Annotated in this window: 16 protein-coding genes; 5 read left to right on the forward strand and 11 right to left on the reverse strand. The window is 66.5% G+C overall.

Annotated elements, in window-relative coordinates; all coding sequences use genetic code 11:
* Positions 1-9: 9 nt before the first annotated feature.
* On the reverse strand, positions 10-1,437 hold the full coding sequence (locus ODR01_RS09460) for an efflux RND transporter periplasmic adaptor subunit (RefSeq protein ID WP_449441448.1): 1,428 nt from the start codon (positions 1,435-1,437) through the stop codon (positions 10-12).
* Positions 1,343-1,663 carry a cysteine rich repeat-containing protein gene (locus ODR01_RS09465; RefSeq protein WP_316977393.1) on the reverse strand — a complete coding sequence of 107 codons (321 nt, stop codon included), beginning with the start codon at positions 1,661-1,663 and terminating at the stop codon, positions 1,343-1,345. Before ODR01_RS09465 ends, ODR01_RS09460 begins: the two co-directional genes overlap by 95 nt.
* 401 nt (positions 1,664-2,064) lie before the next feature.
* Here ODR01_RS09465 and ODR01_RS09470 point away from each other — a divergent pair, with 401 nt between their 5' ends.
* The 3 genes from ODR01_RS09470 to ODR01_RS09480 are packed head-to-tail and all read left to right on the forward strand — an operon-like array spanning position 2,065 to position 3,526.
* Positions 2,065-2,601, forward strand: a complete 537-nt coding sequence (locus ODR01_RS09470; protein WP_316977394.1) for a sigma-70 family RNA polymerase sigma factor — start codon at positions 2,065-2,067, stop codon at positions 2,599-2,601.
* Entirely contained in the window at positions 2,598-3,041 is a 444-nt protein-coding gene (locus ODR01_RS09475) for a hypothetical protein (RefSeq protein ID WP_316977395.1), read from the forward strand. Before ODR01_RS09470 ends, ODR01_RS09475 begins: the two co-directional genes overlap by 4 nt.
* Entirely contained in the window at positions 3,041-3,526 is a 486-nt protein-coding gene (locus ODR01_RS09480; RefSeq protein ID WP_316977396.1) for a periplasmic heavy metal sensor, read from the forward strand. Before ODR01_RS09475 ends, ODR01_RS09480 begins: the two co-directional genes overlap by 1 nt.
* Positions 3,527-3,608: 82 nt before the next feature.
* Here ODR01_RS09480 and ODR01_RS09485 read toward each other — a convergent pair whose 3' ends face one another.
* The 4 genes from ODR01_RS09485 to ODR01_RS09500 are packed head-to-tail and all read right to left on the reverse strand — an operon-like array spanning position 3,609 to position 7,039.
* Positions 3,609-4,301 carry an HdaA/DnaA family protein gene (locus ODR01_RS09485; protein ID WP_316977397.1) on the reverse strand — a complete coding sequence of 231 codons (693 nt, stop codon included), beginning with the start codon at positions 4,299-4,301 and terminating at the stop codon, positions 3,609-3,611.
* A complete protein-coding gene (locus ODR01_RS09490; RefSeq protein WP_316977398.1) occupies positions 4,298-5,365 on the reverse strand; it encodes an AI-2E family transporter in 1,068 nt (355 codons plus the stop codon). The genes ODR01_RS09485 and ODR01_RS09490 overlap by 4 nt, the downstream gene beginning before the upstream one ends.
* A complete protein-coding gene (locus tag ODR01_RS09495) occupies positions 5,365-5,910 on the reverse strand; it encodes a CDP-alcohol phosphatidyltransferase family protein (protein ID WP_316977399.1) in 546 nt (181 codons plus the stop codon). Before ODR01_RS09495 ends, ODR01_RS09490 begins: the two co-directional genes overlap by 1 nt.
* 4 nt (positions 5,911-5,914) lie before the next feature.
* Positions 5,915-7,039, reverse strand: coding sequence for a DUF2066 domain-containing protein (locus ODR01_RS09500; protein WP_316977400.1), 1,125 nt, complete (start codon positions 7,037-7,039; stop codon positions 5,915-5,917).
* A 65-nt stretch (positions 7,040-7,104) separates the two neighbouring features.
* Here ODR01_RS09500 and purM point away from each other — a divergent pair, with 65 nt between their 5' ends.
* Both purM and purN read left to right on the forward strand, forming a co-directional pair.
* Positions 7,105-8,196, forward strand: a complete 1,092-nt coding sequence (gene purM, locus ODR01_RS09505) for a phosphoribosylformylglycinamidine cyclo-ligase (RefSeq protein ID WP_316977401.1) — start codon at positions 7,105-7,107, stop codon at positions 8,194-8,196.
* On the forward strand, positions 8,169-8,819 hold the full coding sequence (purN, locus tag ODR01_RS09510) for a phosphoribosylglycinamide formyltransferase (protein ID WP_316977402.1): 651 nt from the start codon (positions 8,169-8,171) through the stop codon (positions 8,817-8,819). Before purM ends, purN begins: the two co-directional genes overlap by 28 nt.
* Positions 8,820-9,014: 195 nt before the next feature.
* Here the strand turns inward: purN and ODR01_RS09515 are convergent, their stop codons facing one another.
* Genes ODR01_RS09515 through ODR01_RS09535 form a run of 5 tightly spaced genes read right to left on the reverse strand, consistent with a single transcriptional unit; the run spans position 9,015 to position 13,516 of the window.
* Positions 9,015-9,353, reverse strand: a complete 339-nt coding sequence (locus tag ODR01_RS09515; protein ID WP_316977403.1) for a cytochrome C oxidase subunit IV family protein — start codon at positions 9,351-9,353, stop codon at positions 9,015-9,017.
* 46 nt (positions 9,354-9,399) lie between these two features.
* Positions 9,400-10,125, reverse strand: coding sequence for a heme-copper oxidase subunit III family protein (locus tag ODR01_RS09520; RefSeq protein ID WP_316977404.1), 726 nt, complete (start codon positions 10,123-10,125; stop codon positions 9,400-9,402).
* Positions 10,126-10,138: 13 nt separating this feature from the next.
* Positions 10,139-10,798, reverse strand: a complete 660-nt coding sequence (locus ODR01_RS09525; RefSeq protein WP_316977405.1) for a cytochrome c oxidase subunit 3 — start codon at positions 10,796-10,798, stop codon at positions 10,139-10,141.
* Between the two features lie 11 nt (positions 10,799-10,809).
* Positions 10,810-12,597: a cytochrome c oxidase subunit I gene (locus ODR01_RS09530; protein WP_316977406.1), complete on the reverse strand. Its 1,788-nt coding sequence runs from the start codon at positions 12,595-12,597 to the stop codon at positions 10,810-10,812.
* Between the two features lie 16 nt (positions 12,598-12,613).
* Entirely contained in the window at positions 12,614-13,516 is a 903-nt protein-coding gene (locus ODR01_RS09535; protein WP_316977407.1) for a cytochrome c oxidase subunit II, read from the reverse strand.
* Positions 13,517-13,757 lie beyond the last annotated feature (241 nt).

The following is a 13,757-nucleotide window of genomic DNA, read 5'->3' on the forward strand; positions in this document are numbered from 1 at the left end:
GGGCAATTTCTATCGGCCCCGGTCGGGACCGCTTTCCTCGCCGACGACGACTGGGTCACCGGGACCGAGGCCGCCCTCGGCGATTTCGGTGAAGGCTTCGTCTGCCAGGCCGCGAACGACCGAGAGTCGAACGGGCCGACGATCGCGCAGGATCCACAGGGCGGCCGTTTCGCCGGAACCGGCGGCTGCTACCTTGGTGGCGGCGGCGTCCGTCGGGGCACTGGGCGCATACCGCAGGGCTTGATTGGGAACGCGCAGCACGTCGTCCTTCTGCTCGACGACGATGTGCATGGACGCGGTCATCCCCGGCTTCAGCGCGTAGTCGCGGTTGCCGACGCCGATCACTGCATCGTAGGTGACGACGTTCTGCACTGTTTGGGGTGATTGGCGGACCTGGATCACCCGCCCCGCGAATATCCGGTTGGGGAAGGCGTCGACCGTAAAGGTCGCCTTGTCGCCCTCCTTGATGTCGCCGATATCGCTTTCGCTGACGTTGGTGTCGACTTGCATCCTTGTCAGATCGGTGGCGATCAGGAACAGGGTCGGAGTCTGGAAACTGGCGGCTACGGTCTGGCCCTGGGTCACGTTGCGCGACACCACCGTGCCATCTACAGGGGATACGATGTCGGTATACCCGAGATTGACTATGGCGGCGTCCAGCGCGGCCTGGCGCTGGGCGATCGTCGCCCGGTCGAGAGCGATCTGGGCGACGGCCTGGTCATAGGCGTTTTTCGCCATGTCGGCCGCATCCTGGGAAACCGACTGGCGCGCGACCAGCATCTGCTTGCGCTCGAAATCGCGCTTCGCGTAGGTGAGGTTCGCTTGGTCCTTCTCGAACTGGGCCCTGGCCACCGCCACGTTGGCCCGATCCTGATCGACCGCCGTCTGATAGGGCCGCGGGTCGATCTTGGCGCAGACCTGGCCGGCTACGACCTTGGTGTTGTAATCGCAATTCAACTGCTGGATGACCCCGGAGACATAGGTCCCGACAAGGACTGTCAACTCCGGATTGACGGTTCCACTGGCCGTCACCGTGCGGACCACGGGTCCCCGCGTTATCGGCATCGTGACATAGGATACGGGCGCCGGACCGCGCGCGCTCCACCATGCCGTCCCGCTCGCGCCAGCGAGGGAAAGAAAAACAACCAATGCTAGCCAGCGGCCGCGCACCCTTGGCAATCGACGCCTGGACATCGGCGCCGCGCGAGGGAGCGGCGGGGAAATTTCCTGCACGATCGTCCCAATTCCGTCCGGGGTGTTCATCAACCAGTCCTTCCCGCAGGCAACCCACGCCTCGTTCCCGCGATCAAAGGCAGCCCGCGCGTCTCGGCCCTCCTTCGGCTCACTTCGGTTGGGTGGCGCTCTCCGTGTCGTTTGATTTCGCCGCCTTGGCGTTGGCCAGCGCCTGCCGGCAGCCGGATGACAGCTTCGCCTCATTTTTCTGGAGACAGGCGAGGATGCGGCCGCCGCCGGGCCGCACGCCGGAGCATAGGGAGCGGAAGTCGGAGGTGCAGGCCTGCCGAACGGCCTTCTCGGCCGGTGCGTCCTGCTGTTGGGCCCACGCAACGGGAGTGCAGACGGATAGGCCGACGCCGGCGGCAAGAATGGCCGCGGCGAATTTTCCTTCCCACCGATTGCGCTTTTCCGGAACGGCAACAAACATCGTAGTCTCCTTATTCGGGCTCAACAAAAGCCGGCCGCATCACGGCCCTTCGAGGATTGATACGGCGAAGGCTTGCCAAGTTTCCGCGACGCGCCCCTGAATTTCGCATCGGCGGCGACCTTGTCGTTGTCGCGAAAACTTTCGCGGGTTAGGCCGTATCATGGTCGTTGGCGATGTGGTCGGGGGCGTCCCAGGCGGCCCGGACCGAAGAGAAGGAGACGCTGGATCCAGTTCAGGATGATGGGGGCTTTCGAAAAAACGCGGAGACGAGGCGCGGCGCCGTTCCCCGCTGCGTTGCGGCGGGTGGTGGCACGCCGGGTTCTCTGTCATCGCGAGCCGCCTTGCGATGGAATCAGGGTCTCTTGATGACAACCGGGGAAGAGACGGGCGACGAGGCGCTTATGGAGCGCATCGCGGACGGAGACGAAAGGGCCTTCCGGCTTCTGGCGGATCGTCATCTGGGGCGGATTTTGAGGCTTGGCCGGAAAATGCTCGGCCCCACGGCGGAGGTGGACGACGTGGCACAGGAGGCGCTGTTGCGCATTTGGATGAACGCCGGAAGCTGGCGGGCGGACCTCTCGCGGCTGACGACCTGGATCTACACGATCGTCTATAGGCTTTGCCTCGACCGTTTGCGCGCGTCGCGGACCGTCTCGCTGGACTTGGTCATGGAGGCCGAGGATCCCGCGCCGGGCGCGCTTGAAACCCTGTCGCGGCAGGATGATGCCCGCCGGCTGGCGGCCGCCGTGCAGTTGCTGCAACCCCGGCAGCGGGCGGCCGTCACGCTTTTCTACTACGAGGAACTGAGCGGCGAGGACGCCGCCGCGGTCATGCACGTCAGCCTGCGGGCGTTCTGGTCCCTTCTGCATCGGGCCCGGCAGACGGTGCAGCAGCATTTGCAGGAATCTCTCAGTCCATCCATGAAGGTCGACCCATGAATCTTGAACAGTTCATTCGCCTGCTCGACACCTTCGGCGCCGATTTCCGGCGTTGGCCGGATGCCCAACGCGTGGCCGGCGAGGCCTTGCTCGACGCATCGCCCGCGGCTCGCGAGAAATGGGAGGCGGCTCAACGCCTGGACGCGCTGTTCACGTTGGACCGCAGGCGCCTGGAGCAAACTGTTCGGGCCGATTCCGGCAGGACCGCCGCAATCACCGATGCCGCGCTTCGCCAAATCCGCGCCCGGCCAACGCGATCCTGGGATTGGCGCTGGCTGTTCTCGAAGCCCGTCGGCGCCATCCTGGCGGCCACGGCTCTGGCCGGTTGGCTTGCGGGTGTCGTCATCAGCCCCGCCTGGCAGTCTTCGCCACAGCTAGGGGTGCCGGCCGTCGCCCTCCTGCTGGGGTATGGCGCGGCGGGCATCGAGGAGTGGCTGTGATGCGCGGGCAGGACGGACGCTTCCGCTGGACGTATTGGGCCGTGGGCCTGTCGATCGCCTTCAATCTGTTCTTCGCCGGCTTCATCGGGGCCCAGGCTTGGCGCCACCGGCATCCGGAGAGCCTTCTCTCGGAGGTCATTGCCGATGGCCCGGTCGGGGGTGTCGTCGTCCAGGCCATTCTCCGGCAAATAGCGGAGAAACTGCCGCCCGCCGACGGCCACATCCTCCGCGGCGCGTTCGCCAGGAAGTTCCCGGAGTTGGTTCCCTTGTGGCGGCAATCGTTCCAGGCGGTGGAACGGGTGCGTGCCGACATCGCGGAACGGCCGTTCGACGGGGACAAGACCCGTACCGACATGCTGGCGGCCCGCGAGGCACGCCAGCAGGTCAGCCCACTCATCGAAGGCATCCTGTTGGACGCCCTGCCCCGGATGTCCGACGAAGGGCGGCTTGCCCTCAGCCAGTACCGGCTGCTTCCCCAGCGATGACGTTGAACCTTGATGTCGGTTTTGGATTCTTGCAGCCGCTCATAGGAATCAATTCAGGATCGTAATCGTAACCTTAACCCAACTAAGAAGCCGCCCCCTCCATCCTTCCCAACACCTCGCGCGCCAGCGGCACGGTGATGTTGCGGCGCTCGGCGAGCGCGGCGGCGTCGAGCGCGGCGACGGCGCGGCGGGCGGCGTCGAAGGAGCGTTCCATGCGGGCCAGCAGGAAGGCCAGCACCCCGTCGTCGATCTTGAGCTGGCGGTCGGCGAACAGTTTCACCAGCACGGCCGCCATCAGGGGGTCGTCGGGCGGGCCGATTTCGCAGGCCATGGCGGCATTCAGGCGCGAGCGCAGGTCGGGAAGCTTCACGTCCCAGCGGGAAGGCGCGGCGGCGGCCGTCATCAGCAGGTGGCGGCGGCTTTCGGCGACGAAATTGTAAAGGTGGAAGAGTTCGCGTTCGAGGCCGTGGGCCAGCACCGCGTCGACGTCGTCGATGACAAGCGCGGGCGCCGTGCCGACGATTTCGGGCGGCGTGGCGGCGCCGAGCGCGTCGATGGAAACCGCGCGGCCGCCGCTGGCGCTCAAGAACACCTGGCAGAGGTGCGACTTGCCGCAGCCCGGCGCCCCGTGGATGACCAGCGCCGGGGCCGGCCAGTCGGGCCAGCGGTCGAGCCAGGCCACGGCGTCGGCGTTGGGGGCGGCGACCAGGAAATCGTCGCCGCCAAGCGCCGGCCGGTGGCCGAATTCGAGGGGAAGCTGGGCCGGCGGCGTCACCTGTCGGCATCTCCGCCCAAGGCGTAGACCTGGCTCTGGCGATAGCGTTCCACCGCGAAGCGCACCAGCACGCCGAGGGTGGCGGCCACCGGAATGGCCAGGATCACCCCGGTGAAGCCCAACAGCGCGCCGCCCGCCATCACCGCGAAGATCACCCACACCGGGTGCAGGCCGACGCGGTCGCCGACCAGGCGGGGGGTGAGGAAGTTGCCCTCGATGAACTGGCCGACGGCAAAGACCGCAGCGGTGAGCGCGATGGGCACCCAGTCCGAGAACTGGGCAACCGCGATGCCCATGCCGACGACGAGGCCCAATCCCATGCCGAAATAGGGGATGAACGACATCAGCCCGGTGCCGAAGCCGACCACGATGCCGAATTCCAGCCCGACCAGGGAAAGCCCGACGGCGTAGAAGGTTCCCAGCAGCAGGCAGACCAGGGCCTGGCCGCGCACGAAGGCCGACAGCGTGCGGTCGATCTCGGCGGCCTGTTCGCGCACCGTTTGGTGAATGGCGCCGGGCACCAGTTCGTCGATGCGCCGCACCATGCGGTCCCAGTCGCGCAGCATGTAGAAGGCGACCAGCGGCATGACGATGACGAGCGAGATCAGGTTGATGAGCGCCACGCCCCCCGTCAGCATGCCGGTGAAGAGCCCGCCCACCCACTTGATGGCCGTGCCGGCCTGCTGGCCGGCGGCCGAGCGCAGTTCCTGCATCTGGCCTTCCGGCAACGCATAGCGCAGGCGGTCGATGAGGGGCGCGGCCTGGACGCGCAGGGCCTCGATATAGCCGGGCAAGCGCTCCAGGAAACCGGCCACCTGCACCTGGACGATCGGAATCAGGAGCGCCAGGAGCAGGATGACGACGAGGAAGAAGGCGGCGATGATGAGGGTGACGGCCAGCGTGCGCGAGCAGCCCAGCCGTTCCAGGCGGTCGGCCAGGGGGTCGAGGAAATAGGCGATGGCCGCGCCGGCCAGGAACGGCGTCAGCATGCCGCTCAGCATGTAGATGAGGACGCAGACGACGGCCACTCCGGCCAGGCCGGCCAAAATCTTGGCGTTTTGCATCAGTTTCCGTCCCCCGCCGAGGTGACGAACCGGGCCCAGGTGACCAAGTAGGCGCCGCCCGAAACCGCCGTCGTCGCCGCCACCAGCCAGACCATCGGCAGGATCAACTGGTCGACCCTGAGACCCAAGCCCAGCACGGCCAGGATACCGCCCGCCAGCACGATCTGGGCCCCGGTGTTGAGCTTGCTGACCAGCAGCGGGCGCATGCGCACCGGCCGGCCCAGGGTGTGGGAAAGGATGATGCCGCCGACGATCAGAAGGTCGCGGAACACCACCAGGATGACCAGCCAGACCGGCAGGTGCCCGGCCTGGCCCAGGGTGACGTAGACCGCCACCAGCAGCGCCTTGTCGGCCAGCGGGTCCAGCACCTTGCCCAGCTCGGTCTGGGCGTTCATCCGCTTGGCCAGGAAGCCGTCGACGGCGTCGCTGATGCCGGCGGCGATGAAGACCCAGAAGGCGAAGCCGAACTTGCCGGAGAGAATCAGCCACACCGCCACCGGCACCGCCAGCAGCCGGCCGAGGGAAATGAAGTTGGGCAGGCTCAAACCCTTACGATCCTTTCCGCAGCGAGCGCAGGACCCACGCCGCGCCTTCCTGGGCGAGCGCGAGGTCGGCCTGGGCCAGCGCCAGGGTCAACTGCTCCGTCGTGCCGACGAATTGAAGGTTGGCCCGCACTTCCGTCCGCGACAGAAAAACCACGTCGGTGGAGCGGATCACCGCCATCCCGGCCATCCGGTCGCGGATCGCCAGCCATTCGCTCAAGGCGCCGATGGGAATGGTCACGGCGATGACGCCGGGCCTGCCGAACTGCAACAGGTTGTCGCGCTTCCAGTCGTCCTCGACCTCCACCGCGATCTCGGCGGCGGCCCGTCGCAGCAGGGCCTCCGTCGTCTCGCCGGCCGCCGAGGCATAGGCGCGGACCAGCGTCTGGCCGCCGCCGGTCGGGCCGTAGCGGGTGGTCGAGACGTCGATCCGGATGGTGTTGGCCCGGGGCTCGACGGTCTTGATGGCGTGGGCCACCAGCGAATCGCCAGCCCCGTAGCGCGAGGCGATGGCCGCCAGCCGCTGCGCGTCGCCGCGCACCGCCTGTTCGGCCCCGATGGCCGCGATGTCGGAAAGGTCGCCCAGCGGCAGCGCCAGCGGCACCAGGCCGTCGGGCGCCGGCGTCTCCTCCCAGGCGGTCCGCCAGGGATTGGGGGTGTCCCACAACAGCACCGCGCCGGCCTCTTCGAAGACCGGCAGCACCAGCACCGGCTTGCTCGGCGTTTCGGCGAACGGCAGGCGATAATCGGTGAGCAGCCGGCGAATGGCCTCGCGCTTGAAGCGGAAGGTCAGGCTGGCCAGGTAGCGGGTCGCCGAGGTCTTCTCGTTGGCCACCGAGAAGTCGGTCACGTAGGCGGCGATTCCATTCACCGTCAGCTCCGGCAGGCGACCGCGGTCGGCCTTGAGCGTCAGGCGCGCCAGCAACTGGCGGAAGGCCTTGGCGTGGCCTTCGCCGATGGCGGTATCACGGGCCTTGGCCGCCGTTTCGGCAGTGACGTCGACGGCAACGCCGGCGACCTCGTAGACGTCCGGCATCGCCGCCAGAAGGGGGGCTGCGCCGCCTCCCAGCGAGATGGCGAGGGCAAGAACGGCGCGGTGCCCCCAGGCACGCCATCGGCGGTGATCGAACATTGCAAAGCGTCTCCGATCCGGTATGTTACGCTCGATTTGGACGCGCATGTTAGCACGTTGGATGGGTGGAGGAAGCCATTAGCGGTCTCACGTATAAAGACGCGGGCGTCGACATCGTTGCCGGCGATGCGCTGGTGGATGCCATCAGGCCGCTGGCCGCCTCGACCGCGCGCACGGGCGTCGCTTCGGACCTGGGCGGGTTCGGCGCCCTGTTCGACCTGAAGGCCTGCGGCTACAGGGACCCGGTGCTGGTCGCCGCCACCGACGGCGTGGGCACCAAGCTCAAGATCGCGATTGCCGCCGGCATCCACGACACGGTCGGCATCGACCTGGTGGCGATGAGCGTCAACGACCTGGTGGTCCAGGGCGCCGAGCCGCTGTTCTTCCTCGACTACTACGCCATGGGCCGGCTCGAGGTGGCGACCGGCACCATCGTCATCGGCGGCGTCGCCGAGGGCTGCCGGCAGTCCAACTGCGCGCTGATCGGTGGCGAAACCGCCGAAATGCCCGGCATGTACGCCCGCGAGGATTACGACCTCGCCGGATTCGCCGTCGGCGCCGTGGAGCGCGACGCCATCCTGCCCAACGGCCGGGCCAAGGCCGGCGACGTGCTGCTCGGCATCGCCTCGCACGGGCTGCATTCCAACGGCTTCTCGCTGGTCAGGCGCATCGTCGAGAAGAGCGGCCTCGACTATGCCGCCGAGGCCGAGTTCGAGCCGGGCACCGCCTTGGGCCAGGCGCTGCTGAGGCCGACCCGCATCTACGTCAAAAGCTGCCTCGCCGCCATCGCGACGGGCGGCGTCAAGGCCTTCGCCCACATCACCGGCGGCGGGCTTGTCGAGAACATCCCGCGCGTGCTGCCCAAGCGCACGGCGGTCGAGATCGACGTCGCCAATTGGACGCTGCCGCCGGTCTTCGCCTGGCTGGCCGCCAAGGGCGAAGTGCCGACGGGGGAAATGGCCCGCACGTTCAACTGCGGCATCGGCATGGTCGCCCTGGTCGAACCCGATCGGGTGCGGGCGGTGAGCCAGGCCCTGGCGGACAACGGCGAGACGGTAACGCCGATCGGCCGCCTGATCGAAAGCGCGGACGAAGAGCCGCGCGTGATCCTCAAAAACGTGGAGGAAACATGGCACGCCAGAAACTGGCGGTTCTGATCTCGGGCAGGGGCAGCAATCTCCAATCCCTGATCGACGCCTGCGCGGCGCCCGATTTTCCAGCCGAGATCGCCCTTGTGCTTTCCAACGTGGAAGGCGTCCAGGGCCTGGAGCGCGCCAGAAAGGCCAAGATCCAAACGTCGGTGATCAGCCACCGGGATTTCGCCGACCGCGCAAGCTTCGAGGACGCCATCCACGAGCGCATCCTGGGGGCCCGGCCCGACCTCGTGTGCCTGGCCGGCTTCATGCGCATCCTGACCGACGGCTTCATCAAGCGCTGGAACAACCGGCTGATCAACATCCATCCCTCGCTGCTGCCGGCCTTCCGCGGCCTGCACACCCACGAGCGGGTGCTGGAAGCCGGCGCCCGCTTCGCCGGCTGCACCATCCATTTCGTGCGCCCGGCCATGGACGACGGCCCCATCATCGTGCAGGCCGCCGTGCCGGTGCGGGCCGACGACACCCCCGATACGCTGGCGGCGCGCGTGCTGGAACAGGAGCACAAGATCTACCCGCTGGCCGTCCGCCTGATCGCCGACGGCCGGGTCAGGGTGGTCGGCGAGCGCGTGCTGATCGAACGCGCCGCCCCAGCCGAAGGCACGCTGATCAACCCGGCGGGGTGAACTCCACCCCTGGGAGATCCCGGGCTACGGCAGCACCCACCTCTCCCGGCGCTGACGCGCCACCCTCTCCCCCCTTTGAAGGGCGGAGAGGGCTGATTCCGCACATTCCCTCGCCACCCCTTGGGGGCGGAGAGGGGCAAGGTGAGGTGGGGAAGTCCCGGGTGGCCCTTAATTCTGCGGGTGCGGCGCTTTACCTCAGTTGCCGTTGCCGAAGAACAGGTTTCGCGTCGCGAAGGTGTAGTCCGCCTCGAAGACCATCAGGGCGACAAACACCAGCACCAGCAGCGGCGGGATCAGGATGGCATAGATCAGGGCGAGGCGCTCCCACACCATGTGCATGAAGACGGCGACGATCAGCCCGGCCTTCAGCACCATGAACACCAGGATAAGCGTCCAGCGCAGGTAGCCCTGGATGTGGAAGTAGTCGACCAGGTAGGAGAACGTGCTCAGCACGAAGAGCAGGCCCCAGATCTTGAAGTAGACGCCGATCGAGTGCTGCTGCTGCCCCGCGGCATGCGGGGTGGTTTGCGGCATGGGTTCCTGAACGGTTTGGTGCGCGGTTTGCTGCATGGCCTCGTCCCTACCAGAGATAGAACACCGCGAAGATGAAGACCCACACCAGGTCGACGAAGTGCCAGTAGAGGCCCATGATCTCGACCGCCTCGTAGTGGCCCTTGCGGCTGGTGAAGAAGCCCGGCCGGGCGTGGTCGAAATCGCCCCGCCACACCTTGCGGGCGATGATGACGAGGAACAGCACGCCGACCGAGACATGAAAGCCGTGAAAGCCGGTGATCATGAAAAAGCTCGACCCGAACTGGGCGGCGCCGAAGGGATTGCCCCACGGGCGGACGCCTTCCTCGACGATCAGCTTGGTCCACTCGAAGGCCTGCATGCCGACGAACATGGCGCCGAACACGGCGGTCACCAGCAACAGTACCGCCGACTTCACGCGGTCGCGCCGGTAGCCGAAGTTGACGGCCATGGCCATCGTCCCGCTGCTGGTGATCAGGATGAAGGTCATGATGGCGATCAGGATGAGGGGGATGCTTTCGCCGGCGATGGTCAGGGCGAAAATCTCGCTCGAATTGGGCCACGGCACCGTCGTCGACATGCGCACCGTCATGTAGGACAGCAGGAAACAGCCAAACACGAAGGTGTCGCTCAAGAGGAAGATCCACATCATCGCCTTGCCCCAGGACACCTGCTTGAAGGCCCGCTGGTCCGAAGACCAGTCGGCGACGATGCCGGGCCAGCCCCCGGATTGGGCGAGGGGATCGGTGGTGGATGCAAGTTCGGATGGTGCCATCGCGTCGTCCCCCTTACCTGAACCCGCAAAGGGCCAACAAAAGGTCGATATTGCCGTTCCCCGAGAACAGCAGGCCGAAAAGAACCAGCCAGACCAGCAGCAGGAAATGCCAGTAGACGGCGCAGAGGTCGACGCTCGCGTACAGGTCCCGCGCCACCTCGGTCGCCGGCCACGCCCTGGCGGTGGCTCGGCCCCAGGCCACCAGACCGCCCAGGATGTGCAGGCCGTGCATGGCGGTAATCAGGTAGAAGAAGGCGATGGCCGGGCTCGCCATGTCGAAGAAGGGAATTCCGCCCAACTGGCGCCACGCCGCGATCTGCCCGGCCAGAAAGGCCACCGTGAAGAAGCCGCCGGCGATCAGTCCCCTCCTCACGCCGTCGATCTGCCCTCGGCTCGCCGCCATCCGCGCCCATTGCAGCCCGACGCTGCCCAGGATCAGCAGGACCGTGTTCAGCCACAGCAGCGCCGGTTGCGGCCCCGGACGCCAGGCCTCGAACCGCATCCGCTCGGCATAGGCAACGGTCAGGAGAAAGAAGAGGACGGTCACCACGGCAAGAAAGAACCGAAGGCCGATCTTGGCCGCCGGCGCGGCGATGGCGCGTTCCGCATGCAGTCGTTCGACCGCATCTTGCGGCAACCAGGGTTTTTCCGTGAGCTGGCGCAGGAGACCCATGTCGCGCGCCCCTACTCGGCCGCCCGGGCGGAGGGATCGGCGGCCTTGACCTGGCTCGGCGGAACGTTTTGCGGCACGAAGTCGTCCTCGACGCCCGGCACGCTGTAGGCGTAGGCCCAGCGATAGACCACCGGCAGCGCCGGGCCCCAGTTGCCGTGTCCGGGCGGCACCTCCGCCGTCTGCCATTCCAGCGTCGCCGCCCGCCACGGGTTGCGCCCGGCCAAACGGCCGCCGAAGACGCTCCACGCCATGTTGCCGATGAACACCACCTGAGCGAAACCGACGATCAGGGCGACGACCGTGACGAATTCATTGAGCGTGGCGGCCGATGCCGGGACGAAGCCGGTTTCGCCGATCTCGAAATAGCGCCTGGGCACGCCCACGAAGCCCAGATAGTGCAGCGGCAGGAAGATCAGATAGGCGCCGATGAAGGTGACCCAGAAATGGAACAGGCCCAAGGCCTGGTTGAGCATCCGCCCGGTGATCAGCGGATACCAGTGGTAGATCGCCCCGAAGATGACGAAGATCGGCGCCACGCCCATCACCATGTGGAAGTGGGCGACCACGAACATGGTGTCGGACAGCGGCACGTCGACCGAGACGTTGCCGAGAAAAAGCCCGGTGATGCCGCCATTCAGGAACGTCACGATGAAGGCGATGCAAAACAGCATCGGCACGGTGAAATGGATGTTGCCGCGCCACAGCGTCAGCACCCAGTTGTAAAGCTTGATCGCCGTGGGGATGGCGATGACCAGCGTGGTCGTGGCGAAGAAGAACCCGAAATAGGGGTTCATCCCGCTGACGTACATGTGGTGCGCCCACACCACGAAGCTTAAGCCGCCGATGGCGATGATCGCCCACACCATCATCCGATAGCCGAAGATGTTCCTTCTGGCATGCGTGCTGATCAGGTCGGAGACGATGCCGAAAGCCGGCAGGGCGACGATGTAGACCTCGGGATGGCCGAAAAACCAGAACAGGTGCTGGAACAGGATCGGGCTGCCCCCGCCATACGGCAGTTGTTCCCCCATCTCGACGATGTGGGGCATGAAGAAGCTGGTGCCGATGGTGCGGTCCAGCAGGCTCATGACGACGGCGACGAAGAGCGCGGGAAAGGCCAGCAGGGCCAGGATGGTGGCGACGAAGATGCCCCATACGGTCAGCGGCAGGCGCATCAGCGTCATGCCGCGCGCCCGGGCCTGGAGCACGGTCACCACATAGTTCAGGCCGCCCATGGTGAACCCGATGATGAAGAGGGCGAGGGAGACCAGCATCAGGATGATCCCCCATTCCTGCCCGGGGGTTCCCGAGAGGATGGACTGCGGCGGATAGAGGGTCCAGCCGGCGCCGCTCGGGCCGCCGGGGACAAGGAAACTGGCCGCCAGGACCAGCACGGCCACCAGGTAGATCCAGTAGCTCAGCATGTTGACGTAGGGAAACACCATGTCGCGCGCCCCGACCATCAGCGGGATCAGATAGTTTCCGAAGCCCCCCAGGAACAGCGCGGTCAACAGGTAGATGACCATGATCATGCCGTGCATGGTCACGTACTGGTAGTAGTCCGACGGCTCGATGAACGAGAAGGTCGCGGGGAACCCGAGCTGCAGGCGCATCAGCCACGACAGCACCAGGGCGACCAGGCCGATGGCGATCGCGGTCAGCGAGTACTGGATGGCGATGACCTTGGCGTCCTGCGAGAAGACGTATTTCGTGAGCCAGGTCTTGGCGTGGTAGAGTTCGACCTCCGGGACTTCCGCTGGAGGAGCATGGTCGACGATTGCGGGTTCGGCATAGGCCATGGGATCACCCTTTCCGCTATCGGTTGAGGGGGTGCGGTCGGTTTGAAGCCGACCGGGCACCCCCATTCGCCGCGGCGTCCTCCCGCCCGTCATTGGTGGCCAGTTTCACGGCGTCGCCGGGCGCGGCCCGCGCCATCAGTTCGGCAAACGTCGACTGCCCTTGCAGCCAGTCCCGATACTCCGTCTCCTCTTCCACCACGACCATGCCGCGCATCGTGTGATGCCCGAGGCCGCACAACTCGGCGCACAGGATGTCGAAGGTCCCGGTCCGGGTCGGGGTGAACCAGAAGTGGGTGACCATGCCGGGAATGATGTCCATCTTGGCCCGGAAGTGAGGCACGTAGAAGTCGTGGATGACGTCGACGGAGCGCATCAGTACCTTGAGCGGCCGGCCGAGCGGCAAGTGCAGGTCGTCGCCCTCGATCAAAACGTCGTCCTGGCCGCGGGGGTCATTGGGATCGAGCCCGAACGTGTTGTCGCCGCCGACCAGCCGGGGATCGGAGGCGCCCAACACCCCGTCCTTGCCGGGCAGGCGAAAGCTCCACTGCCACTGGCGGCCGACGACCTCGAACTCGGCCGCGTCGTCGGGGACGGTGACGAATTCGTTCCACGCGATAAGGCCGGGCGTCAGCAGGCCGATGACACCCAGCGACGTCAACCCGGTAAGCCCCCACTCCAAGCGCTTGTTTTCCGGTTCGTACGCCGCCCGCCGGCCTTTCCGGTAGCGGAAACGGACCGCGCAATAGGCCATGAACAGGATGACCGCGACGTAGGCGATGCCGGTGATCCAGAAGGTGACGAGGGTGGCGTCATCGATGCTGTGCCAATTCGAGGCGATGGGCGTCCACCACCACGGGCTCACGACGTGGAATACGACGGTGCCGACCGCGATGACGATAAGAACGACGGCGACGAGCATCCGCAATCACCCCCATGTCCAGCGTCCACAGGCATGAACTCGCGCGAAGCCGGGCCGCGATCCGGTGGCCCGCCAGGCGCTTCACCTCGCTCTCTCGGCCGTTCCCGAAATGCCGTCCTTGCGATCCGGCTGTGCCGCCGGCCTTCCCCTGATCGAAGGCCTTTGCGGCCGCCCTTCCGGAACCCCGGGCCCCGGATTCGACAAAGACAACCTCCCCTATAGGCTTCCCGTGAAGCCTTCT

The sequence above is a fragment of the Shumkonia mesophila genome (assembly GCF_026163695.1).
GTDB classification, from domain to species: domain Bacteria; phylum Pseudomonadota; class Alphaproteobacteria; order Rhodospirillales; family Shumkoniaceae; genus Shumkonia; species Shumkonia mesophila.